This window comes from Carboxydocella thermautotrophica, assembly GCA_003054495.1.
Classification (GTDB): Bacteria; Bacillota.
Window position 1 is genome coordinate 1,494,031 of record CP028514.1, and the last position, 22,159, is coordinate 1,516,189.

Sequence of the window (22,159 nt, forward strand, 5' to 3'; positions counted from 1 at the left end):
ATACGTCTTACAAGGCCGGGCTCGCGCCGTATTGACGACCTTGTAAAGCTAACGCTTTGCGTTAGCCAGCTACTCCCCTGTTAATATTATGGTTTTTTACCTAATATATTTATAGCAAAGTATCGAATTTTTGTCAATATCAGATTTTGGTTTTTTCTATTGGAATAACTTTATAACCTTTAATAGCTATTTGATTTAACAGTTCGTCCAGCCCTTGATCTACATCCGCCGAGACCCCATGCAAAAGAATGATAGCACCTGGATGTATCTGCGCCATAACCTGTTTGATTACGGCCTGACTACCACCTGGCATTGGTTTCCAATCAGGAATGGCGACACTCCACAATACCGTCGTATAGCCCATTTTTTGTAATTGATCCAGCACTTGTTCACTATATTCTCCCTTTGGAGGTCGTAAATAGCGATAAATGGCTTTCTGTCCTGTGACCCGTTCAATTTCCAGTTGTAAAGGTTCAACTTCTTCTTTTAACTTTTTTCGATTCAGTTGGGGTAAACTTGGGTGGTTAATGGTATGGTTGCCAACAATGTGGCCATTGGCCACCATCTTTTGGGCCAAATCATGATTGTTCTTTAACCAATGCCCTGTAACAAAAAATGTAGCTTTAACTCCATGACGATTTAGAACCTCGATGATGTGGTCGGTATAACCATTCTCATAACCCAAATCAAAGGTTAATACTACTTCTTTTTTTCCCGTGGGAATCCGATATAATACACCATATTTTCTTAAAGTTTCCTCTTGTTCCAGCGTAATCCCTGGCCCTTGCTCATTCTGTGATTTTTTAAAACCCCAGGCTAAAGGTTTGTTAGAAAGATTTACTGCCGGCAGAGACATCTTCTCAGCTGAATTCGATTTAGTTATGGGTTTAGTTTTTGCAATAGGAGTTGCTTTCTGGCTTAGAAACCAAATTATCCCGGTAAAGCCTATAACAAATGCAATTATATACGCTATCTTTTTCATTTATATCACCTCATAACTAATTATTCCCCCTTTTGCAGCTACCATACATAAAAAAGGCCGCCAGGCGGCCTTAAAATCATTTTTTCCTCATATCCTCAATTAATTCTTTATATACGCGATCGATATTTTCGAGAAACTTCTCCTTACAATCGGCACAAACACACCAGCAAGCCCTGTCCTCTTTGTTTTCCTCAGTCAGCGTCAAGGTACACATTAACTCCGCATCTACCTCTCTCCCACAAAGTTCGCAGGACGAACACTTAAACATATTCTTCCCCCCATAATTGTATTTTTTTATATTCTACCAGAGTTTGCCGTCTAAAAACAAGTGATAATTTTCGAAAAACCTATTGACATTTACATTGTCATGTAGTATCTTATCAAGTGTCCTCGCCACGCGGTGAACTCAAATGGCGTCTTGACAACATAAAAGATTGATGCTAAGATATTTTCCAGTGAAATGGAGCCGTGGTCTAGTCTGGTCTAGGATGCCTGCCTGTCACGCAGGAGGTCGCGGGTTCGAATCCCGTCGGCTCCGCCAGGTTCAAATCATGCCACGGTAGCTCAGTTGGTAGAGCAGAGGACTGAAAATCCTCGTGTCGGCGGTTCGATTCCGTCCCGTGGCACCAGCATGCGGAAGTGGCTCAGTGGTAGAGCATCGCCTTGCCAAGGCGAGGGTCGCGGGTTCGAATCCCGTCTTCCGCTCCAGTCTTTGCGGAGAGATGGCCGAGTAGGTCGAAGGCGGTCGCCTGCTAAGCGACTATACGGGCTAAAACCCGTATCGAGGGTTCGAATCCCTCTCTCTCCGCCACTAGCGCCCGTAGCTCAGTGGATAGAGCGCAGGTCTCCGGAACCTGGCGCGTAGGTTCGATTCCTACCGGGCGCACCATAGTATGGGTGTAAAACATGCCACTATAGCTCAGTAGGTAGAGCGCATCCTTGGTAAGGATGAGGTCACCGGTTCAATCCCGGTTAGTGGCTCCACTCTATCACCTGCCGAAGTGGCGGAATTGGCAGACGCACCAGACTCAAAATCTGGCGTGGTTACCCCACGTGCGAGTTCGAGTCTCGCCTTCGGCACCAGTTTTAATATGGCAGTGTAGCTCAGGGGCTAGAGCAATCGGTTCATACCCGATGTGTCGTAGGTTCGAATCCTACCACTGCTACCAGCATGCGGAAGTGGCGGAACCGGCAGACGCGCACGTTTGAGGGGCGTGTGGGGAAACCCGTGAGGGTTCAAGTCCCTCCTTCCGCACCAACATGGTGACCGTCGCCAAGTGGTTAAGGCACAGGGTTGTGGCCCCTGCATGCGTGGGTTCGACTCCCATCGGTCACCCCATCTTATGCCGGAGTGGCGGAACAGGCAGACGCACGGGACTTAAAATCCCGCGGGCCAAAAGCCCGTACCGGTTCAAGTCCGGTCTCCGGCACCACCCCTTCCCTCTTACCTAAACTGCGAAACCCCTGCCGGATAAGCAGGGGCTTTTAATATATTGCTTAATGAAAGAAAGCGGCTACAAGGCCGCTTTTTCTAATTAAGGGCAACAGTCACAGGGCTGGCTAAAGCCCGCACAGCCACCGGGCTGAGTGGGCTCTGGTAGTTCAATGCACTGTTCAGTACATACTGGCAGGCAAACGATAGCATTTGCATCGGCTTCAGCAAAGATCTTCTTTTGAACTTCGACATGAATAGCATTGACAGGAGCATTATTAATTTGAATTACTGTAAATACAGCTTTACAACAACGTATATCTTCGATTATGCCACATACATTAAATTCTGGTGGGGTACAAACAATACAGCCGCCTGGCACAACATTGGCTGGTATGCAGACAGTAACGTTAAATGTACCAGTTGCCATTCCAATTCCACCAGAATAAGTAAACACGACTGTAACCGTATACTGTACTTTTAAACAAAACTCTAACCCATCATAAGTCGCTTCAGTAACGCTGACATTGGCAACTCCACAGTGAATTGGACAGGCATCATCAGGAATTGGCTGTCCTTCATTAAATGTTGTCAAATCATGTTCATTACACTCACATCCCCGGGCCCAGGCACATACTTTCCGCATAATGACCGGGATACACTGAGTAGCTGGAACCTGACGTTCGCTCATTATATATACCTCCTTTTGCCTAATCACTCGTTCCTATACCAAAATATGCTGGAAAAAAAGAAAAGTGCCGCCTAACAGCAGCACTGTTAAAAATGCACCCCGTTCCCATTTATTCCTGGGCAAAATGCTCGGTAAACATCATGCCATAGGGACCGCCTTTAATGATCCCTACACCATAGTGAGTATATTTAGGATTGAGAATATTGGCCCTGTGGCCAGCACTATTCATAAAATTATTATGGGCTCTCTCCGTAGCCCAGGTACCTGCTATGTTCTCCCCTGCTGCCAGATATTTCACGCCAACGGCCCCCATCATGGCCCATGGAGCGCCATATACAGGTGAGATATGGCCAAAATAGTTGTTTTTAATTAAATCGAGACTTTTTAGCCGGGCGGTAATCGTCAGACGATAATCGAATTTTAGCGGGGCAATCCCTACTTTCACCCGTTCTTGATTAATTAACTCCAGGAGTTTTTGTTCATCCTGGGTTAGGGGATAAAGTACCCTGGATACATCCAGCTTACTCCCTGCTGGTGCAAGAAAACCGTTATTTGCTTGTGTTACTGCTGGACTAGGAACAGTATTTTGCACAATCGAAGGTGCAGGAACAGCAGCGTTATTCTGATTAATTAAGTACGAAATAACCCTGCTATCAGCAACCCCATTAGGATAAACTCCCATTTGTTTTTGAACTGCTTTTACAGCAAGATAGGTAGTAAAGTCAAAATATTCATCAGGGGTTTTGGTGAAAAAGCCTTTGTCCACTAATAATTGTTCCAGAACTTTTATTTCCGGTGCATTTTGATAGATGCGATAAGGTGCATTGGCCGTTAAAATTTCCAAATCATTAGCCCAGGCTACTGAGGAAAACATAAGCAGGCTTATCAAGATTGCTACGATTAATTTACTAATTTTTTTCATAAAATACCCCTCCTTAATGTATGTTTTATATATTCTTCATCAAGGAGGGGATTCCTTTCAGTAATTTTTAGCAGCAAAGGTATTGAATTGCCAGTTGAATCTCGGGCTGCTCAGAAAGGGATTGAATTTTTTCCCACTGGTCTTCACCCTCCACCCAGGGCACAAGGAAAACGGGTATATTGCTTAAATGTTCTTTAATATATTGTTTGTTCATTTCAGCTAGTTCTTGATTGCTAGGCGTGGCTCCTGAAAGTATGATCGCTGCTACTTCTAGCTGTCTATTTTGTATCGCCTCCACTGTTAAGAGAGTATGGTTAATCGTCCCAAGGGCTGCTCTTCCGACAACAATCACTGGAGCTTTCAACTCACTGGCCCAATCAGCGACCAGTTGCCCGGGAAAATAAGGTACCAGCCATCCCCCTGCCCCTTCCACAAATAATATATCAAACTTACCTCGTAATTTGTCGATTTCGTTGATTATTTCCATTTTATCTATGAATGCTTCATGCTTATTGATAGCAAAAGCAGGAGCAATTGCTTCCAAAAAACTGTAAGTTAGGACTTCTTGCCCTTCCAAACCGGAAATTCTAGTGAGTATGCCGGCATCACTTGCTGACCACTCATCAACCCCGGATTGCAATGGTTTATATCCTCCTGCTTCCATCCCCCTTTTTCGCATTGCCCTAATCAGGCTAGCGGTAATTAAAGTTTTGCCGACTTCGGTATCTGTCCCGGTTACAAAAAACATTTTCCCCATTATATCACCCCTATCTGTTTCCCCGACTCATAAAGGGCTTGCAACAGCATCTCTATATCGCTGTCACTATGAGTCGCCATCAAAGTCACGCGCAACCGACTGCTGCCATCTGGTACAGTTGGTGGTCTCACTCCTGGAGCAATAATACCTCTCTTAAACAGTTCCCGGGCCAACTGCATGGTCTTGGCTGAGGAACCGATAATAATAGGTATAATCGGTGTAATGCCATCTGGGACATCGTAACCCAGCTTCCTTATCTGGGCTCTGACTTCTATCGCCAGATACCGTAATCGATTGCGGCGCCAGGCCTCGACTTTAATTAGTTTCACAGCCTGCAAAGCCGCCCCTACAACGGCTGGAGGTAAGGCAGTGGAAAAAATGAAAGAGCGACATTTATTGATTAGATATTCCTTTACAATGTTTCTTGTAGCCACAAATCCTCCCTCAGCAGCCAGGGCCTTGCTTAAAGTACCCATATGTAACAAAACCTCTTCCGGTGAAAGGGAATATTCTGCCACCGTTCCAGAACCATCAGGCCCCAAGACCCCGGTACCGTGGGCGTCATCTACCATTAACATGGCTCCATATCGCTGACAGCTCTTGACAATCTCAGGCAAAGGGGCTAAATCACCGTCCATACTAAAAACTCCATCAGTAACAACCAGTATCCGTCTGTACAGCTTATAGTTCTCTTTTAGCAGCTGCTCCAGGTGTTTATAGTCATTGTGTTTATAAATAACTACCTTAGCCTTACTCAACCGGCAGCCATCAATTATACTGGCATGATTGAGTTCATCACTTATAATCAAGTCTTCTTTTCCTACCATGGTAGAAATAATCCCTATATTGGCCATATAACCTGTACCAAAAAGCAAAGCATTCTCCTGCTTTTTTAACTCAGCCAGAGCCTGTTCTAGTTGTCCCTGCAAAGCATTGGCTCCATAAAGCAGCCGGGATCCACCTGTACCAGTACCATACTGGCGTACAGCCTCCTGACAGGCATTGACTACTTTCTCCTCTGTTGTCAAACCCAGATAGTTATTAGAACAAAAGAGCAGTTTTTCGCCATCAGCAGTCTGCACATGCGGTTGGGCAGCACTATAAAGGGGTTTAATCTCTCTGTATAATTCCCTCTCTCTAAGTAAGGCTAGTTCTTGCTCTATCCATTCCATTCACATCATCTCCTAGCCTTCAGTAACCTGAATGATACTGGCCTTTATTATTTCTAACATCTCCTGCAGCTGTTCATCATTGGAGACCAGTGGCGGCATAAAAACGATATTGTTGCCTAAAGGTCTAGTAATCAGACCCTTTTTTCGTGCTGCCAAACAGGTTTTAATTCCCATCTTCTCCTGCCAATCATAGGGTTCTTTCGTCAGTTTATCCCGAACCAGTTCAATCCCAACCATCAGACCCGCCTGTCGGATATCCCCGACATGGGGCAGTTCATTGAATTCGGCCAAGACCTTTTTAACTACTCCAGCTTTTCTTGCTGCTTCAGTTACCAAATTATGCTTTTTCAGTAATTCCAGGCTGGCCAGGGCCACAGCACACCCCAACTGATTTCCTGTATAGGAATGGCCATGGAAGAAGGTTTTCATTTCAGCATAGTCACCATAAAAAGCGTCATAGACTTTTTGGGTAGCCAGGGTTACAGCTAAAGGCATATACCCACCTGTCAGGCCTTTGGAAATGGCCATCAAGTCAGGGGACACACCATCATGATTAACTGCCCACAGTGCCCCGGTACGCCCAAATCCGGTGGCAACTTCATCGCAAATCATTAAAACATCATATCGATCACATAATTCCCTTACTTTTTTCACATAACCGGGCGGCTGAGTGATCATACCAGCAGCTCCCTGAATTACGGGTTCAATTACACAACCTGCCAGTTCATGGGCATGTTCGGCAAAAGCTTTTTCCAGAGCCTGTTCACATTCCTTCTCGCATTGACCAGCCTTTGCTCCAAAGGGGCAACGGTAACAATAAGGAGCAGCCACCTTTATCGTAGGAAATAACAGGTCCCTGTACGTGCCATGGTATAGATCAATTCCCCCCACACTAACAGCTCCAATGGTATCACCATGATAAGCATTCATCAGGGTTAGAAATTTGTTTTTCTCCGGTCTTGGATTTGGACACTGCCGCCAGTAATGAAAGGCCATTTTCACCGCAACTTCGACAGCAGTAGAACCATTATCGGAGTAAAAAACCTTGACTAAACCTGGAGGAGCAATTTCCACCAGTTCGCGAGCCAGCAGGGTTGCTGGAATATTACCATAACCCAGGTAACTACTATGGGCGATCTTCCCTAATTGATCAATAATAGCATCATTCAGCTCTTTTACATTATGTCCATGAATATTAACCCAGATAGAGGAAAAAGCATCATAATACTCCCGACCTTCGGTATCGTACAGCTTTACTCCTTCCCCTCTGGCAACTATTATAATCTCTTCTTCCAGCCAGTCCTTCATTTGGGTAAAAGGATGCCAGACATACTGTTTATCCCACTGAGCCAGTTGATCATAGGAATAGGTCATTGCACTACTCCTCCTTTTGCAAAATCGGTACGCCTCCAATCAAGCAGGGTACTTCTCGAAGCCAGTGTAGCACTGACTCTATCTGCTCCTCTTTCTCGATCCAGAATACCCTGCCTCCTCCTTTTCCTATGGGCTTAAAGTTAGGCAAACGACAATATCCCAATCTGGATGAAGCTACATAGCCGGTGGTATATTCAGGGTTATCAGACCAGCACAGTTCCGCCACTATCCCCGGACAGGCATTTACTTTACTGGCCAGAGCCAGGGCCTCGCTTAACCGCGTGTTAATCAGGCCAGCGCAGGTGAGCATTTCCCGTAACTGCTGATAAGTTGTCTGGTTCCAGCCAAATTTGGTCGCCCTGACATTTTCCCTTACAACCCGGTTAGAGTCCAGTGCTACCACCCAGGCTCCCCGTATATCCTGAGGAGGATTTTCCAGCAGCTGAAAGGCGGAGTTAATCTGTCGCTGTGTAATTCCGTTTCGGCCCAGCAATTCAGTTGCGAGTTTTCGAGCATCAACCGTAGTTGCAGGGTAAAATAACTTAACTGGCAGTAGCGAAACTTCTTGTACTCTTTCATCAATTTTTTCAACAGTGATCTGAAGAAAGTCCCATTTCCCTTTTTCATGGTTACTGGCTTTTTGCCAGAAGTAAAAAAGGCGGTCTTCAATTTCTGTTTCTGGCACCAGATCTTCAGCTCCGGATATGTGCCTTCCGCCCTTTTCATGAGGCCCTCCAGCAGCTGCCCGCATACGAATTGAATACCAGTTCATCAGAGGTTCACCTCAGATTTTCAGGCCTAAATCCTTGATCATCTGCAAATCTGTTTCTACTTCTCTGCCCTGGGTTGTCAGATAGTGACCAATCAGCATGCCGTTCAAGCCCGCCATCAGCCCCAATGCTTGCATGTCCCGCAAATTCACTTCCCTGCCACCGGCATATCTAATGTTTTTGGTCGGTAAGATAAAGCGGAAAATGGCAAAAGTTTTAATTACCTCTAAGGGTGACATAAGGGGTCGTCCTTCCAGTTTGGTGCCTTTAATAGGATTGAGAACATTAATGGGTATAGCGTCTACATCCAGTTCTTTTAATGTAAAAGCAAATTCAATTCTCTGGGCCATCGATTCCCCCATACCGATAATGCCTCCACAACAAACTTCCATCCCCGCCTTTTTTACATTTTTAATGGTAGCGATTCTCTCTTCATAAGTATGAGTAGTGACAATTTGGGGGAAGAAACTGCGAGCTGTTTCCAGATTATGATTATAACGGGTAACCCCAGCTTCCCTGAGCATCTGGGCCGCCTTTTCGCTTAATGTACCCAGGCAGGCACAAAGTTGTAAACTGATTTCTTGACGCAACCGTCTATAAATATCCAGTATCTTTAAGAAAAGCGGATCATTTTCATCCATTCCCAATCCAGCTGTAACCAAGTCGAAGTGGTGAGCACCAGCTGCTTCCATTGCTTTAGCTTTGGCAATTATCTCTTCTTCATTGAGCATCTCTACCGGAGTAATGTTGGTATGATGATGGGCAGACTGAGCACAAAAAGCACAGTCCTCTGAACATCTTCCGGTTTTTACGCTGATGATAGAACAGAGATCCACCTTATCCCCGGCGAACTTTTCCCTGATTTTGGCTGCCATGGCAGCCAGTACTTGAATGTCTGCCCCTTCTGCCCGGGCAAGTTCCATCGCTTCCTCAAAAGAAATTTCCTGACCATCTAATACCTTTTTGGCTAATTCAATAATCCGGTTAAACATCCAAGAACCCTCCCTTTCTCTTTACTGTTATATTAAAGGGTGAAACCGGATATGTCAACCTGTTTTCAAAATATAGTTAACAAAAAAACCACCCGCCGAACTGCGGGTGGTAAAAGCTTATCTTCCTTTTCTTTCGAAAGGCTCCCCTAGAGCTGCAGGCGGGGTGGCCCGGCCGATAACTCCAGCTAGAGCAATCATAGTGATGATATAAGGTGTAATCTGGACCAATTCGGTCGGGATAGAATAACCTTGCAAGCGTTGCTGCAAAGTATCAGTAAAGCCAAACAATAAACTGGCCCCAAAAGCACCAAAGGGTGTCCATTTACCGAAGATCAGGGCTGCCAGAGCTATAAAGCCACGACCAGCAGTCATGTTCTTAACAAAAACATTCAGCTCCCCGATGGAAAGGCTGGCTCCTGCCAATCCAGCCAGAGCACCACTGATAATAACAGCGATATAGCGAATTTTAGGAACACTAATACCCAGTGTATCAGCAGCTTTGGGATATTCCCCTACCGAACGCAATCTTAAACCGAAAGGAGTATAGTACAGCAAATAATGAGTAACTACAAGTACAATTAAACCGAAGTAAACGACAGGGTTAAAAGGTCCCCAACTGGGCAGCTTATTAACCTGCGGAGTTGTCCCTGCTACATTGAAAATTACCTGGAGCAGAAATAGAGTCGCCCCAACCGCAAGCAAATTTATAGCTGTACCGCTAACAACCTGGTTTGCCCTATATTTAATAGAAACAACAGCATGAATCAGGCCCATGATGGCCCCTACCAGAACAGCGCCGAACAGACCAATCCAGGCACTACCGGTAAAATAAGAGAACACTACTGCTGCAAAGGCACCTGAGAGCATCATACCTTCCAGGGCGATATTTACAACCCCGGAGCGCTCAGAGTAAAGGCCTCCTAAAGCTGCAATCAACAAAGGGGTCGCCGCTATTAATGTCGCTCTAATGATATCCCAAATGGTAGTCAAGTCCATTAGGCTTCGCCTCCCTTCAGCTTCGGCAGGAAGCTTCTTACAATCTGATCAGCAGCAACAAAGAAGATTATAATGGCTTGAATTACAACGATCAGGTCAGCAGGTACTCGTGTTGCCATATTCATGTATTGGCCACCATTCGCCAGAGCTCCGAAAAGCAGGGCAGAAAACAATACTCCTACCGGGTGATTCTTGCCCAGCAATGCTACTGCAATCCCCTCGAAACCATAGCCAGGCGAGAAATTGGAAATATAGGCCCGGTGGAAACCGAGTACCCGTTCAGCTCCGGCTAAACCAGCCAGCACGCCAGAAATAGTCATGGCAAGGATAATCATTTTCTTAACATTGATACCACCATATTCAGCAGCCAGGGGGTTCAAGCCTACCGCTCTAATTTCATAACCGGTTACAGTCTTCCAGAGCAAATACCATACCACCACCAGAGCCACCAGAGCTAAAAAGAAACCCACATTCATCTTAGAACGAGTCCAGTTGTTGGTCAGCTCCTGGATTGTAGCTAACGCTGCCGAAGGGGCAACATCAGGAGTACGGGGGACCTGTCCGGGGGCCTGAAAGATTTTTACATAATAGGCAGCAATACCGTAAGCAATATAGTTCATCATAATGGTATTAATAACTTCATGCACACCCAGTTTCGCTTTCAAATAACCGGGAATCGCCGCCCAGATACCGGCAGCAGCCATCGCTGCTAGAATTGCAACAATGGCATGAATAGGGCCCGGAAGAGAAATGGCAAAACCAGCATAGGCCGCCGCTGCAGCAGCTATATACATCTGTCCTTCTACACCTATATTAAACAAACCGGTACGAAACGCAAATGCTACAGCTAAACCGGTAAAAATCAGCGGAGTAGAACGGGCCAGAGTGTTAAAGAAACGGTGTTTATCCCCAAACGCTCCCTGAATCAAAGCTCCATAGGCCTCCAGCGGGTCTACTCCAATTGCCAGCATAATTACTGCGCCCACCAGTCCAGCTAGCAGGATTGCCCCAACTGGTACCAGCCACTCTAGAAACCGCTTCATTGTAGCCCCTCCTTTACGCCTGCCATCAAGAGACCAAGTTTTTCTTCGCTGGCATCTTTGGCATCAAGTATATCCATGATTTCACCCTCAAACATTACTGCAATTCGGTCACTCAAGGCCAGAATCTCCTGCAGTTCAGCAGAAACCAGCAAAACGGCAGCACCATTATCCCTTGCTTCGATAATCCTCTTATGAATGAATTCAATCGCACCGATATCCACACCACGGGTAGGTTGGGCAGCAATCAACAATTCGGGATTTTGATAAAACTCCCGCGCAATAATTACTTTTTGCTGGTTTCCTCCGGAAAGAGACCTGGCCATAGCCTGTGGCAGACGGGGCCGCACATCAAAGGCTGGAATAAGGTTTTCGGCATGGGCCTGAACAGCTTTTTCATTTATACCATACCAGGCAGAAAAAGGAGCCCGGTGCTGATAGCCCAGGATCAAGTTATCGGCAATAGTATAGTCCAATTCCAAGCCTCTTTTATGCCTATCTTCAGGTATGTGGGATATACCTGCATCTTTCACTGCCCGGGGAGATTGATTGGTAATCTCCTGCTCCTTAAAGAATACTTTACCATTGGTAGCCTTTCTTAAACCGGTAATAACTTCGATAAGTTCAGTCTGGCCATTACCGGCAACACCAGCAATACCCAGTACTTCGCCTTTTTTCAGCTCGAAAGAAATTCCTTTTAAGGCAGGTAATTTCCTATCATTCAGCGCTTCCAGATTTTCAACTCTGAGAATAGTCTGTCCAACTTTTGCCTCAGTTTTAGGCACTTTCAGGATTACTTCCCGGCCCACCATCATGCGGGCTAATTCATTTTGATTGGTCTGGGCAGTGGCAACCGAGCCAACAGTACGTCCAGCCCGTAGAACGGTAACATTATCGGTAATTTCAATAACTTCATTGAGTTTATGAGTAATAAAGATAATGGTTTTACCCTGAGCAGTCAGGTTTTTCATGATCCGGAACAATTCCCGCACTTCCTGGGGAGTTAAAACAGCTGTCGGTTCGTCCAGTACCAGTATTTCCGCTCCCCGATAAAGGGCCTTGATAATTTCAACCCGCTGTTGCATCCCTACGGAGATATCCTGTATTTTGGCCTGCGGATCTACCAGCAAATTATATTGTTTGGAGATTTCTTCAACCTCGCGGATTGCTCTCTCCATGTTCAGCATAATGCCTTTTTTGGGTTCTGAACCCAGGACAATATTTTCCGTAACTGTAAGGGTTGGCACCAGCATAAAGTGCTGGTGAACCATACCAATACCCAGCTTAATAGCCGTAGTAGGGCTATCAATGGTGACTTTTTGTCCATTGAGCAATATTTCTCCGCTATCCGGTTGATATAACCCATAGAGAATACTCATCAGGGTGGACTTACCTGCACCATTTTCTCCAACCAGAGCGTGGATTTCCCCTTTTTTTATCGCCAGGTTTACATTATCGTTAGCGATAACTCCAGGGAACTTCTTGGTAATATTACGCATTTCCAGAATATAGGTCATAGAGCTGCCTCCTTCGCTAAAGAGGGTGCTGTTTGGTAACAGCACCCTCTCTCCTATTCATTTACTTGGCAGTTGGGTCTTTGACAGTGATTTCGCCTTTTGCAATCTTTTCTTTAGCATCATTTACAGCTTTTACAACATCATCAGGAATAGCTTTCTTCATATCTTCGATTTTTTTGATAGCAGCGGCATCATTTTTAACCCCTTCTTTTTCAACGGGCTCAACGTTGCGCAGATCGGTCAGGCCAACGCCATCTTCTTTTACACCGAAAACTTTATTACCAGCGGTGAACTTGCCATCCAGAGTGTCTTTTACTACCTGGAAGACAGCCACGTCTACCCGCTTCAACATAGAAGCCAGGATAGTACCAGGTTTAATCCAGTTCTGGTTGGAGTCTACACCAATAGCGAATTTGCCCTTTTCAGCCGCAGCCTCAAATACCCCTTGACCAGTACCACCAGACGCATGGTAAATAATGTCAGCACCATTGTTGAACTGGGTAGTTGCCAGAGCTTTACCTTTTACAGGGTCATTGAAAGCCTCACCAGTTGTACCAGCGTAAGCGGATTGTACTTTTACATTTTTGCCAAAGTTTTTGTTAACATATTCTACCCCTTGCCTGTAGCCTTCTTCAAACTTGTGAATCAAGGGGAAGTCAGCACCACCAACAAAACCGACATTACCGGTCTTTGACATCATAGCAGCCAGAACGCCAGCCAGGAAGGAACCTTCATGCTCCTTGAAAGTCAAAGAAGCTACATTGGGCTTGTCTACTACTTCGTCAATCAGAGCAAATTTTACATCTGGAAATTCAGTAGCGACCTTTTCCAAAGAGGTCTTCATCAAGAAGCCGACACCGATAACCAGATCATAACCGTTTTCGGCCAGGAAGCGCAGTGCTTCTTCATCAGAAGCCATTTCTTTGGGTTCAATGTATTTATATTCGATACCCAGTTCTTGTTTGGCTCTTTCCAAACCAGCAATAGCAGCGTCGTTAAAAGATTTATCACCTTTACCACCAGTAGACAGTACGATCCCTACTTTGATGCCTTTTGCTTTTGGAGCTTCTCCGGTAGGTGCTTTTTCTTCAGTCTTCTTGGCACAACCAACGCCGACCAGAGAAACTGCCATAATCATGATGGCCAGCAACAGCAAGGAACGGTGCTTACGGAACAGCTGATACATTTTAATCACACATATCCCTCCCAAATTTTTAAGGTAATTCCGGAACCACACATGCAATCGTTTGCGCTCCTCTCGCCTCCCTTCAAACAGTTGAAGAAAAGAAATAATTATTTTCTTTTTCTGATAACCTTAAAGTTGAAGAAATCAGGGCGGAAATAGTTTTCACAGTAAAATATCGGGACCCCGCTACGATCAAAGTGAATTTGTTTTAGTAATAATAAGGGACTGTTTTTGCGAATGTGCATGAGCTTGGCCATGTTTTCGTCAGCATTTATCGGTACAATTTGAGCTATCGCCTGTTCTATGTAGATACCCAGTTGAGATTCCAGCAAGCTAAAGAGTGAACCATCCCAGCTGGCATTCTCAGGCAAGCGTTCTGTATATATTTTGGGAATGTAGTCGATACAATATACTGCCACCTTATTATCCGCTGTTCTAAGGCGGGAAAGCTTGAGTAGCTCTGCGCCCACAGGTAAATTGAGGGCTTCGGCCATGCTTTTATCGGCTTGAGCTTGTTCCAGTCCAACTATAATAGAGCCTGCTTTCTGGCCTAATTTTTCAATGCTTTCTGTGACACTGAAAAGCTCCTCAATCCCTCGTTCTACCAGGGCCCGGGGCTGATTAACAAAAGTCCCAATTCCCTGTTTTCGGGTTAATACCCCTTCTTCTTCCAAAACGCGCAAGGCTTCTCTTAGAGTAGCCCTGCTCACTCCGAATAAGCGGGCTAATTCCGCTTCAGGAGGTAACTGTTCTCCTGCCTGGTAGCTACCATCAGCAATCATTTTTTCCAGTCTTTCTTTGACCAGCAAATATAGCGGTCTATTATCCTGTCTAACCTGCATAATGTTATCCCCCTGTTCCGCCTGACTGACGTTAGAGGTCAGACATCTGATTTTATTTTAATATGACTTTGGCTATTTGTAAACTATTTTTTTAGAGAATCCAAAAAATTATCCAGCTGCTCTTTCGAAAGCAAGACGGTGCGCGGCTTACTGCCCTCGTGAGGTCCTACCACACCAATCTGTTCCAGTAAGTCCACTAACCGGGCTGCCCGGGCATATCCCACCCTCAGACGCCGTTGTAGCAAAGATGCTGAGGCCTGACCATGCTCAACTACCACCCTGACTGCCTGAGGTAACAGATCATCGTCTATATTCTCCGGGCCCGCTGTTGTGTCTTCCGGTAAATTGATTACCTCTTCATTAAAAATCGGAGCTCCCAGAGTTTTCAGGTGACTAACAATCAGTTCTATCTCCTCTTCTCCAATATAGGCGCCCTGAACCCTAATCGGCTTATTGGCTCCAATCGGATAATACAGCATATCCCCTCGCCCCAGCAGTTTTTCCGCCCCGGCCATATCCAGAATAGTTCGGGAATCGATCTGGGATGAAACAGCAAAGGCGATACGTGAAGGAACATTCGCCTTGATTAAACCGGTAATAACATCCACAGAAGGCCGCTGGGTAGCAATTACGAGATGAATACCAGCCGCCCGCGCCATCTGAGCGAGGCGACAAATAGCATCCTCTACATCGGCAGGCGCCACCATCATCAAGTCAGCCAGCTCATCAATAATTACAACGATATAGGGCAATGGTTTCTGGTTTTGTTTTTGCAACCAGTTGTTGTAGCCTTCGATATTTTTTACTTTGGCCTCAGCGAAACTGGTATAGCGTTTTTCCATTTCCATTACCGCCCAGCGCAAGGCACCTGCAGCTTTTTTGGGATCCGTAACCACTGGAGCCAGCAGATGCGGAATGCCATTATAGATGGATAATTCCACCATTTTAGGATCAATCAGCATGAACTTGACTGTTTCTGCCCCCGATTTATATAGAATACTGGTAATAAGACTATTAATGCAGACAGATTTTCCTGAGCCCGTAGAACCAGCTACCAAAAGATGGGGCATCTTGATCAAGTCAGCCACCACCGGTTGACCAGCAATGTCCTTCCCCAGAGCCACAGTGAGAGGCGATGGACTGTTCTTAAACTGAGGACTTTCAATTACTTCTTTTAAAAACACAGGGGCAGGAGTTTTATTGGGCACTTCAATTCCTACTGCTGCCTTGCCGGGGATGGGTGCTTCAATTCTCACCTGTGCTGCTGCCAGGGAAAGGGCAATATCATCAGCCAGGTTGACTATCCGGCTAACTTTAATTCCAGGGGCAGGTTGAATTTCGTAACGGGTGATAGTTGGGCCTACGCTGACCTGCTGAACTTTTGCCTTTACCCCGAAGTTATCCAGGGTTTGTTCTAGCAAAGCAATATTTTTATTAATTTCATCCTCTGACAGGGTGAAATTGCTATTTGCTGGTGCTCGTAACAATTCGATATCCGGCAAGGCCGCACTTTCAGCTCTTTTGCTGTCTGTGTCAATTTCTGCAGTAATGATAGGTTCAGGCGGATTGCTAACAACCTCTGTTCTTACCAGAACCTGCTCTTTTTCTGCAGACTTTACTTTAGTACTCGTTCTGGTCCTGGCTTTTCCTTCTTCTCTGGGCTTCTGGCGGGATGAAACTAATCTGGTCATTATTCCTGTTAAAACTTCCTTTGTCCTGGAATAGAGCCAGCGTAGCCCGCTGCTGGCCGAAACTTCTGAAATTATTAATACCCCTGTCAAAAATAAAGAAATGATAATAACATAACTACCAGCCTTACCAAAAAGTTTCAGCAAAATCCAGCTAAAAGCTGCTCCCAGAAGTCCTCCTCCAAGCCCACCGCTGGCATAAGCAAAAAACCCTTCCGCAGGAATATCCATATGCAAATAGGCTAAAACGCTAAGCAATACCAACCCGGCGCCAGTAAGCCTCTTCTGCCATGCCGCCTGAGCCCAGTAAAACAGGCGATAAAAACCAATATAAAATAAAAAAAAGGGAAAAAACCATACACCTTCACCGAACAAGGAAAAAAGAAACTTGCGCATATAGATGCCCAGCAGGCCAATTTGGGCAGCGGATTTTTCTAAAATAATCAAAAAAGTTAAAATAGCCAGGGCTATCCATCCTATCCCCTTAAGCTCGTTTTTAAATCTCGTACTGGTTTGGCTTGGTTGTACCTTAGGCACACAATCACCTCCAACTGGTGTTTATTTATTCCACACCCCTCCGCGGTTTTCCTGCAAAGAAAAACCCCCAATGAGGGGGATTAAAATTTGCCAAACCACTGGGCAATCACTATGCTGATCCCTAAAAACCAGGTGTAGTAGGAAAAATATTTTAGACTCCGGTTCTGGATCAAGGCTATCATCCAGCGCACAGCTAGATACCCTGAGATAGCTGCCAGCAAGGTTCCGGCCAGCATCGGCCCTATTTCCATCCCCGCCTGATTTATCCCAGTTTTAGCTAAATCCTTCACCTGCAATACTACTGCTCCTAAAATGGCAGGAATAGATAAAAGGAAAGAGTAGCGAGCAGCAGCATTTCGTTTTAAACCGACAAATAGAGCTCCCGCAATAGTAAGTCCTGAGCGGCTAATAGCTGGAAGGATAGCAACACCCTGTAACAGACCTACTACAATCGCGTCAAAAATAGTCATATCATCCAAGCGTTTATAGCCCTCGCGAAATCTTTCAGCCAGCCAGATAACCAGACCGGTGGCAATGAACTCATAACCCAGAGTACTGCCACTGGCAAATAATTCTTCAAAAAGATCCTTGAAAAGCAAAGCGATTATTACTGTAGGTAATGTTCCCCAGAAGAGCAACCAGGTTAGCCGTTGCCAAGGTCGTCGTAATAAGGAAATAATATCTTCCCAAAAATAAACAACTACGGCTACAAGGGTGCCCAGGTGCAATAATGTATCCAGTAATAAGCCAGCTTCCTTAATACCCATCAATTTTTGCACTAGCACCAGATGTCCCGAGGATGATATGGGAAGAAACTCTGTTAACCCTTGAATAATACCTAGAATAATAGCCTCAATATAACTCATTTTCCTGCCTCCCAGTCTAATAATGACATTACTTTGTTATTATAACAACAATCACCCCCTTTAGCAATTAGCTAAAGGGGGATCAACCAACCTTCCGGGAGCAAAATTAGGGTTAAGATAGTCATCCAGGTTAGTACTAATTATTCGATAGACTTCAATTTTCCCATCCCGTAGCCTACCCTGCAGGATAAGATCTCCATATCTATACTCACTTACATCGCTTAAAAAAGAATAGTCAACAGGAAAAATTGCCTCTGGAGCAAGAGGAGTATATAATATCATTTAACTTCTGGCCTCCTTGATCATATCTTTTAGTTTAGCGAGGGCCTTACTTAATCCGCCTACCTCATCGATTAAACCAACTTCAACTGCCTCAGCCCCTATTAATACCGTCCCAATATCCCGGGCCAGTTCACCTGTTCGGAACATGAGCTCGCGAAATTTCTCGGGAGTAATCTTGGAATGTTTTGTCACAAATTTAACTACCCTATCTTGCATTTTATCCAGATATTCATAGGTCTGAGGAACCCCTATCACCAGTCCGCTCAAACGAATGGGATGAATGGTCATCGATGCCGTTTCTGCGATAAAGGAATATTTAGCCGCAACCGCTATCGGGGTCCCAATGCTGTGGCCTCCCCCAAGAACCAGGGATACGGTGGGTTTACTTAAACTTTCCACCATTTCAGCAATAGCCAGACCGGCCTCCACATCACCACCGATGGTATTCAATATTAACAGAATACCCTCTACTTCCGGGCTTTGCTCCAATGCCACCAACTGCGGTAATATATGCTCATACTTGGTGGTCTTATTTTGTGGAGGCAGCATCATATGTCCTTCGATCTGACCTACTATGGTAATACAGTGGATAGAACTTTTATTCACGGCGGGATTCTGGGGTTGTCCATATTCTTTTATTGGATTAAAAGTCTCTTTCCTGCTGGCTCCTGGTAAAGGCGCTGCCGGTTCAGGATTTACCGGTACTTCCGGTTCATTATCCTGGGTAAAGGTCTGTAAAGCCACGGCAGGCTCCCACCACTGCCAATGGTAGTTAGACATAAATTGCCCTCCTTTCTTCCTCTATGGTTTGCGATAAAAGCAAAAAAAATACACCTTCTGCTTGGTGGTAGTAAAGATGTAGATTTTTGTCGCTTTGTATACAGGATTTGGCAGCAGGAAATCAGGGAGATGCGAGGAATATGTCATAAAAAACCAGCAAGGGGGAGTTATTTGTGAAAAAAGTCCTTATCTCTTTTTTGTTTGTGGTGTTTTTATTGCCAGCGACGCTGGTCTGGGCCTGGGAGGACCATATCATCCTGGGTCGTACCTATGATGGGGAGGTGGATACCACCCATACCATTCCCGGCTATTCCCTGGAGCAAATGCTGAAGTTTCTCTACTATGAGGCCAGCAATGTGGAAGAGATTCTGGCTATTGATGGAGTGCCCATCAGCAAAACACCATGGAAGAAGTACGGGGGGAAAATTAATCCTAAGGTGAAAAAGCCCGACCCAATTGATACTATGCCGAGGCCTATAAATGTGGCATTTTCCAATGGTCTATTTGTCTATTTTCCAGATCAGCGACCTGTTTTTTATAAAAACAGAGTTATGGTCCCACTTCGTGCTTTTGCTGAGGCATTAAGTGCAAATGTTTCTTGGAACCAGCAAGATCAAAGCATTAAAATACAGAAAGACAATACAATGATAGTTTTTAAAATCAATTCAAATATTATGCTTATTAATGGAATTGAAAAAAAGATGGATATCTCACCCTATATCCTTAACAAGCGGACCATGACGCCAGTTCGTTATATCTGTGAGGCGTTTGGATATCAGGTTAGCTGGGATAATAACGCTAAAATGGTGTTAGTCAATGTTGATGTTGATTTTGTTCCCGGAGGTTACGGCAATGAACAGTAAAAAAATAGCTTTGGTGCTGTTTTTAATCTTTTTGAGTTTTATAAGTAATTTTTCTTACGCAAATACTAATGTTGAACATAAAAATTCTTATATGTTCGGAAATTATCCTTCTAGAAATAGGATATTTAATGACCCCACCTTTCCGCCCATTACCACCCAGTGGGAAGTACAGCTAGCCCCGGCGGGCAAATCCGGTGAACCGCCAATCTTAGGCCAGCCCGTCATCCTCAGCCAGGAACAAAAAATCTACATCAAAGCGGGTCAGGAAATCCTGGCCTTAGACCTTAACAGCGGCCAGCTCCTCCAGCGCAAGCAGATTGAAACCACAGCCACCTTTCCTTCCATCTCCTCACCCACCTACAGGCAGGGCCGCCTTTTCTTTGGCACCAGAGCTAATGGCATCTATGCCCTTAGCAGCAATCTGGCCCAGACCCTCTGGCATCTGCCCCTGGAGAGCAAAGTTTCCTCCTCACCCCTGCTGGTGGACAACCTGGTCATCCTCGGGGCCACCGACCAGCACACCTATATCCTGGATCAGCATCAGGGTACCCAGGCTGGCAATTCCCCTATTTCCCAGCAAGGGGAAATCACCTCTTCCCCCTGCCTGTTTGGCAATGCTTTTGCTATCGGTGTGGATGGAACGGCTCTAAATGGCTCCGTCCAGGCCTATGACCTGCAGGGACGGCTGCACTGGACCTATAACACCAAAACCGGGGTACCGGCCTCCATTGCTACCGATGGCAGCTATCTTTACTTTTCCGATAAAAAAGGCCGCTTCTATGCCTTAAATGCTAGTACCGGCAAAAGGCAGTGGATGAATGAAAGTTTCTTTAAACCGGCCAATTTCATCAACAACTCCCCCGCCCTTTATCAAAACCGCCTCTATTTCGTTATTAACCAGTACAACGGCCAAAAAGCCAGAGTAGTTTGTCTCAACAGCACCAATGGCCTTCCCCTTGCCGGCTGGCTTCAGCGGGACCTGGCGGCGGATAGCTGGGTTTCGCCTATCATCTGGTCAGCTGCCAATTTGCTGCTGGTAGCAGATGATAGCGGTACTGTCTATGGCCTGGATCTCACAACCGGCCAGGAGCGGCCCTGGTATTATGACCGGCAACAGGGCAAGACCGTCAGCCGGGTTAACCTGGGAGCTCCGGTTACAGGGGAAATGGCTTTAGCAGGGGGATATTTGCTGGTAGCCACCCTGGATGGCAAGTTACACGCTTTCGGTAACCAGGGCCTGCAAAACCTGATGGTCTCCGGTTTAACCAGCAGCAGCCAGGAGATAGAGAAAGGCAAGACCAATCAGACCCGGCTGCTGGTCAGTGCCCGCGATGTTAGCCGGCCGCTGATAACAAAACTGGAACTAAAGCTGGACGGTCAGACGGTGGCCAGCCAGAACCTGACCATAAGCCCCGGTGATGGCAGGCCCTGGCAGGAACGGGGTCGGACCGTGGAGGTGGAAATCCACTGGCAGGCTCCGGCTAATCTGCCGGAAAAGGATAGCTACACCCTGACCGCCATTGTCAACGGGGACCGTCAGGCCCACTGGCTCAACCAGAACCAGCCTTTTGTAGAAACCACCTATGCCGATAATACCACCAGCTTAAAGCTCAATGGTTCCCTGGTTAACCTTAGAATGCTCAGCTTATCTTACCCGTCTCCCATCAGTCCCGGACAGAGCTACCAGGGGACAGTACAGGTAGAAAATCAGGGTAGCCGCCCGTTATCGACAACACTGAAACTGACCCTTAACCAGCGTCAGGTAGCATTATTGCCTGTAACCCTGGTAGCGAAGGAAAAGAAGGCAGTCAGCTTTGCCATCAAGGCACCGGACACTACCGGTTCCTTTAACCTGACAGCCCGGATTAATCCTGATCGTCAGATTAAGGAGAAAAACTATCAGGACAACAGTTTGAGCAAGGCCATCCAGGTTCGTCAGGAAGTGAGGGAAGAACAGGGCCAGCTGACCGTCAGCGGCAGGGCGGAACCGGCCCAGATCAAAGCCGGACAGGTATTTGCCCTGGTGGTGGAAACGGCCACCACCCCTTATACCTGGGAAGAAACTGTTTATGAACAGCAGCCTGATGGCAGTGTTGTAGAAAAGAAAGTAAGACGAAGTCGGCCCTGTCCGGGAGCAAAATATGTACAGGCCCGCTTTCCTGATGGACAGCAGGTGCTGCTGGAACCGACAAATCCGGCCGGGACACCGGCTAACACCTGGCAATTGCCTGTTAATCCCCGGTCGAAAAACAAAGCTCGCATCCATTTCACTGATCCCTATTTACCGGATGGACTTTATCCGGTTACCATTATCGCTGGCGGGGCGGGGGATAATGGTAACCTTTCGGCCCGCACGGTGATAAAAGTGGTGATTAAGGGCAGTATACTGGAAGGAATTAAGAGCAGATTGACATATTGAAAAAAAATCAAAAGAGGTCCCTTGCATTACATGCAAAGGACCTCTTTTCTT

Annotated in this window: 19 protein-coding genes and 11 tRNA genes; 13 read left to right on the forward strand and 17 right to left on the reverse strand. The window is 45.9% G+C overall.

Translation table 11 applies throughout. From position 1 onward, the window contains the following. Positions 1 to 139: 139 nt before the first annotated feature. Entirely contained in the window at positions 140 to 982 is an 843-nt protein-coding gene (locus CTH_RS07530; RefSeq protein ID WP_078666382.1) for a polysaccharide deacetylase family protein, read from the reverse strand. 462 nt (positions 983 to 1,444) lie between these two features. Between CTH_RS07530 and CTH_RS07540 the strand changes: the two genes are divergently transcribed. The 11 genes from CTH_RS07540 to CTH_RS07590 all read left to right on the forward strand — a co-directional run bounded on the left by CTH_RS07540 (position 1,445) and on the right by CTH_RS07590 (position 2,415). Beyond that, positions 1,445 to 1,523 (forward strand) — tRNA-Asp (locus CTH_RS07540). 12 nt (positions 1,524 to 1,535) lie between these two features. Continuing rightward, a tRNA-Phe gene (locus CTH_RS07545) sits at positions 1,536 to 1,611 on the forward strand. A gap of 4 nt (positions 1,612 to 1,615) precedes the next feature. After that, positions 1,616 to 1,690 (forward strand) — tRNA-Gly (locus tag CTH_RS07550). 8 nt (positions 1,691 to 1,698) lie between these two features. Then, positions 1,699 to 1,793 (forward strand) — tRNA-Ser (locus tag CTH_RS07555). A 3-nt stretch (positions 1,794 to 1,796) separates the two neighbouring features. Continuing rightward, positions 1,797 to 1,871: transfer RNA gene (locus tag CTH_RS07560), tRNA-Arg, on the forward strand. Positions 1,872 to 1,890: 19 nt separating this feature from the next. After that, positions 1,891 to 1,966, forward strand: a tRNA-Thr gene (locus CTH_RS07565). Between the two features lie 11 nt (positions 1,967 to 1,977). After that, a tRNA-Leu gene (locus CTH_RS07570) sits at positions 1,978 to 2,065 on the forward strand. Between the two features lie 10 nt (positions 2,066 to 2,075). Further along, positions 2,076 to 2,151: transfer RNA gene (locus CTH_RS07575), tRNA-Met, on the forward strand. A 4-nt stretch (positions 2,152 to 2,155) separates the two neighbouring features. After that, positions 2,156 to 2,240, forward strand: a tRNA-Leu gene (locus CTH_RS07580). Positions 2,241 to 2,245: 5 nt separating this feature from the next. Then, a tRNA-His gene (locus CTH_RS07585) sits at positions 2,246 to 2,321 on the forward strand. Between the two features lie 6 nt (positions 2,322 to 2,327). Continuing rightward, positions 2,328 to 2,415: transfer RNA gene (locus tag CTH_RS07590), tRNA-Leu, on the forward strand. Between the two features lie 102 nt (positions 2,416 to 2,517). On the opposite strand, the gene CTH_RS07595 is transcribed toward CTH_RS07590, so the two are convergent. The 16 genes from CTH_RS07595 to CTH_RS07670 all read right to left on the reverse strand — a co-directional run bounded on the left by CTH_RS07595 (position 2,518) and on the right by CTH_RS07670 (position 18,826). Continuing rightward, a complete protein-coding gene (locus tag CTH_RS07595) occupies positions 2,518 to 3,105 on the reverse strand; it encodes a hypothetical protein (protein WP_078666457.1) in 588 nt (195 codons plus the stop codon). A 109-nt stretch (positions 3,106 to 3,214) separates the two neighbouring features. After that, positions 3,215 to 4,027: a CAP domain-containing protein gene (locus CTH_RS07600; RefSeq protein WP_078666458.1), complete on the reverse strand. Its 813-nt coding sequence runs from the start codon at positions 4,025 to 4,027 to the stop codon at positions 3,215 to 3,217. Between the two features lie 67 nt (positions 4,028 to 4,094). Continuing rightward, entirely contained in the window at positions 4,095 to 4,784 is a 690-nt protein-coding gene (gene bioD, locus CTH_RS07605) for a dethiobiotin synthase (protein ID WP_078666459.1), read from the reverse strand. Next, entirely contained in the window at positions 4,784 to 5,956 is a 1,173-nt protein-coding gene (gene bioF, locus CTH_RS07610; RefSeq protein WP_078666460.1) for an 8-amino-7-oxononanoate synthase, read from the reverse strand. Before bioF ends, bioD begins: the two co-directional genes overlap by 1 nt. 12 nt (positions 5,957 to 5,968) lie before the next feature. Next, entirely contained in the window at positions 5,969 to 7,330 is a 1,362-nt protein-coding gene (gene bioA, locus CTH_RS07615; protein ID WP_078666461.1) for an adenosylmethionine--8-amino-7-oxononanoate transaminase, read from the reverse strand. A 4-nt stretch (positions 7,331 to 7,334) separates the two neighbouring features. Further along, positions 7,335 to 8,102 carry a 6-carboxyhexanoate--CoA ligase gene (locus tag CTH_RS07620; protein ID WP_078666462.1) on the reverse strand — a complete coding sequence of 256 codons (768 nt, stop codon included), beginning with the start codon at positions 8,100 to 8,102 and terminating at the stop codon, positions 7,335 to 7,337. A gap of 12 nt (positions 8,103 to 8,114) precedes the next feature. Beyond that, positions 8,115 to 9,092 carry a biotin synthase BioB gene (gene bioB / locus CTH_RS07625; RefSeq protein WP_078666463.1) on the reverse strand — a complete coding sequence of 326 codons (978 nt, stop codon included), beginning with the start codon at positions 9,090 to 9,092 and terminating at the stop codon, positions 8,115 to 8,117. Positions 9,093 to 9,209: 117 nt separating this feature from the next. Beyond that, positions 9,210 to 10,088, reverse strand: coding sequence for an ABC transporter permease (locus CTH_RS07630; RefSeq protein WP_078666464.1), 879 nt, complete (start codon positions 10,086 to 10,088; stop codon positions 9,210 to 9,212). Then, positions 10,088 to 11,131: an ABC transporter permease gene (locus CTH_RS07635; RefSeq protein WP_107753452.1), complete on the reverse strand. Its 1,044-nt coding sequence runs from the start codon at positions 11,129 to 11,131 to the stop codon at positions 10,088 to 10,090. The genes CTH_RS07630 and CTH_RS07635 overlap by 1 nt, the downstream gene beginning before the upstream one ends. Next, positions 11,128 to 12,645 carry an ABC transporter ATP-binding protein gene (locus CTH_RS07640; protein ID WP_078666466.1) on the reverse strand — a complete coding sequence of 506 codons (1,518 nt, stop codon included), beginning with the start codon at positions 12,643 to 12,645 and terminating at the stop codon, positions 11,128 to 11,130. Before CTH_RS07640 ends, CTH_RS07635 begins: the two co-directional genes overlap by 4 nt. 61 nt (positions 12,646 to 12,706) lie before the next feature. Beyond that, on the reverse strand, positions 12,707 to 13,831 hold the full coding sequence (locus CTH_RS07645; RefSeq protein ID WP_078666473.1) for a BMP family lipoprotein: 1,125 nt from the start codon (positions 13,829 to 13,831) through the stop codon (positions 12,707 to 12,709). A gap of 107 nt (positions 13,832 to 13,938) precedes the next feature. After that, positions 13,939 to 14,673: a GntR family transcriptional regulator gene (locus CTH_RS07650; RefSeq protein ID WP_078666467.1), complete on the reverse strand. Its 735-nt coding sequence runs from the start codon at positions 14,671 to 14,673 to the stop codon at positions 13,939 to 13,941. A gap of 83 nt (positions 14,674 to 14,756) precedes the next feature. Continuing rightward, positions 14,757 to 16,898, reverse strand: coding sequence for an FtsK/SpoIIIE family DNA translocase (locus tag CTH_RS07655; protein WP_107753454.1), 2,142 nt, complete (start codon positions 16,896 to 16,898; stop codon positions 14,757 to 14,759). 80 nt (positions 16,899 to 16,978) lie between these two features. Continuing rightward, positions 16,979 to 17,764, reverse strand: a complete 786-nt coding sequence (locus tag CTH_RS07660) for an undecaprenyl-diphosphate phosphatase (RefSeq protein WP_078666469.1) — start codon at positions 17,762 to 17,764, stop codon at positions 16,979 to 16,981. Between the two features lie 60 nt (positions 17,765 to 17,824). Further along, on the reverse strand, positions 17,825 to 18,046 hold the full coding sequence (locus tag CTH_RS14525; RefSeq protein ID WP_078666470.1) for a YlzJ-like family protein: 222 nt from the start codon (positions 18,044 to 18,046) through the stop codon (positions 17,825 to 17,827). Further along, positions 18,047 to 18,826, reverse strand: coding sequence for a ClpP family protease (locus CTH_RS07670; RefSeq protein WP_078666471.1), 780 nt, complete (start codon positions 18,824 to 18,826; stop codon positions 18,047 to 18,049). Positions 18,827 to 18,999: 173 nt separating this feature from the next. On the opposite strand from CTH_RS07670, the gene CTH_RS07675 reads away from it, so the two are divergent. Together CTH_RS07675 and CTH_RS07680 are read left to right on the forward strand one after the other, a co-directional pair. Then, a complete protein-coding gene (locus CTH_RS07675; protein ID WP_107753456.1) occupies positions 19,000 to 19,689 on the forward strand; it encodes a copper amine oxidase N-terminal domain-containing protein in 690 nt (229 codons plus the stop codon). Then, a complete protein-coding gene (locus tag CTH_RS07680) occupies positions 19,679 to 22,108 on the forward strand; it encodes an outer membrane protein assembly factor BamB family protein (RefSeq protein ID WP_159073838.1) in 2,430 nt (809 codons plus the stop codon). The genes CTH_RS07675 and CTH_RS07680 overlap by 11 nt, the downstream gene beginning before the upstream one ends. Positions 22,109 to 22,159: the final 51 nt, after the last annotated feature.

What these genes read in the sequence shown, in the direction of transcription:
- CTH_RS07530 (WP_078666382.1), bottom strand. Translation starts at nt 982, where the DNA reads ATGAAAAAGATAGCGTATATAATTGCATTTGTTATAGGCTTTACCGGG.
- CTH_RS07595 (WP_078666457.1), bottom strand. Translation starts at nt 3,105, where the DNA reads ATGAGCGAACGTCAGGTTCCAGCTACTCAGTGTATCCCGGTCATTATG.
- CTH_RS07600 (WP_078666458.1), bottom strand. Translation starts at nt 4,027, where the DNA reads ATGAAAAAAATTAGTAAATTAATCGTAGCAATCTTGATAAGCCTGCTT.
- bioD (WP_078666459.1), bottom strand. Translation starts at nt 4,784, where the DNA reads ATGGGGAAAATGTTTTTTGTAACCGGGACAGATACCGAAGTCGGCAAA.
- bioF (WP_078666460.1), bottom strand. Translation starts at nt 5,956, where the DNA reads ATGGAATGGATAGAGCAAGAACTAGCCTTACTTAGAGAGAGGGAATTA.
- bioA (WP_078666461.1), bottom strand. Translation starts at nt 7,330, where the DNA reads ATGACCTATTCCTATGATCAACTGGCTCAGTGGGATAAACAGTATGTC.
- CTH_RS07620 (WP_078666462.1), bottom strand. Translation starts at nt 8,102, where the DNA reads ATGAACTGGTATTCAATTCGTATGCGGGCAGCTGCTGGAGGGCCTCAT.
- bioB (WP_078666463.1), bottom strand. Translation starts at nt 9,092, where the DNA reads ATGTTTAACCGGATTATTGAATTAGCCAAAAAGGTATTAGATGGTCAG.
- CTH_RS07630 (WP_078666464.1), bottom strand. Translation starts at nt 10,088, where the DNA reads ATGGACTTGACTACCATTTGGGATATCATTAGAGCGACATTAATAGCG.
- CTH_RS07635 (WP_107753452.1), bottom strand. Translation starts at nt 11,131, where the DNA reads ATGAAGCGGTTTCTAGAGTGGCTGGTACCAGTTGGGGCAATCCTGCTA.
- CTH_RS07640 (WP_078666466.1), bottom strand. Translation starts at nt 12,645, where the DNA reads ATGACCTATATTCTGGAAATGCGTAATATTACCAAGAAGTTCCCTGGA.
- CTH_RS07645 (WP_078666473.1), bottom strand. Translation starts at nt 13,831, where the DNA reads ATGTATCAGCTGTTCCGTAAGCACCGTTCCTTGCTGTTGCTGGCCATC.
- CTH_RS07650 (WP_078666467.1), bottom strand. Translation starts at nt 14,673, where the DNA reads ATGCAGGTTAGACAGGATAATAGACCGCTATATTTGCTGGTCAAAGAA.
- CTH_RS07660 (WP_078666469.1), bottom strand. Translation starts at nt 17,764, where the DNA reads ATGAGTTATATTGAGGCTATTATTCTAGGTATTATTCAAGGGTTAACA.
- CTH_RS14525 (WP_078666470.1), bottom strand. Translation starts at nt 18,046, where the DNA reads ATGATATTATATACTCCTCTTGCTCCAGAGGCAATTTTTCCTGTTGAC.
- CTH_RS07670 (WP_078666471.1), bottom strand. Translation starts at nt 18,826, where the DNA reads ATGTCTAACTACCATTGGCAGTGGTGGGAGCCTGCCGTGGCTTTACAG.
- CTH_RS07680 (WP_159073838.1), top strand. Translation starts at nt 19,679, where the DNA reads ATGAACAGTAAAAAAATAGCTTTGGTGCTGTTTTTAATCTTTTTGAGT.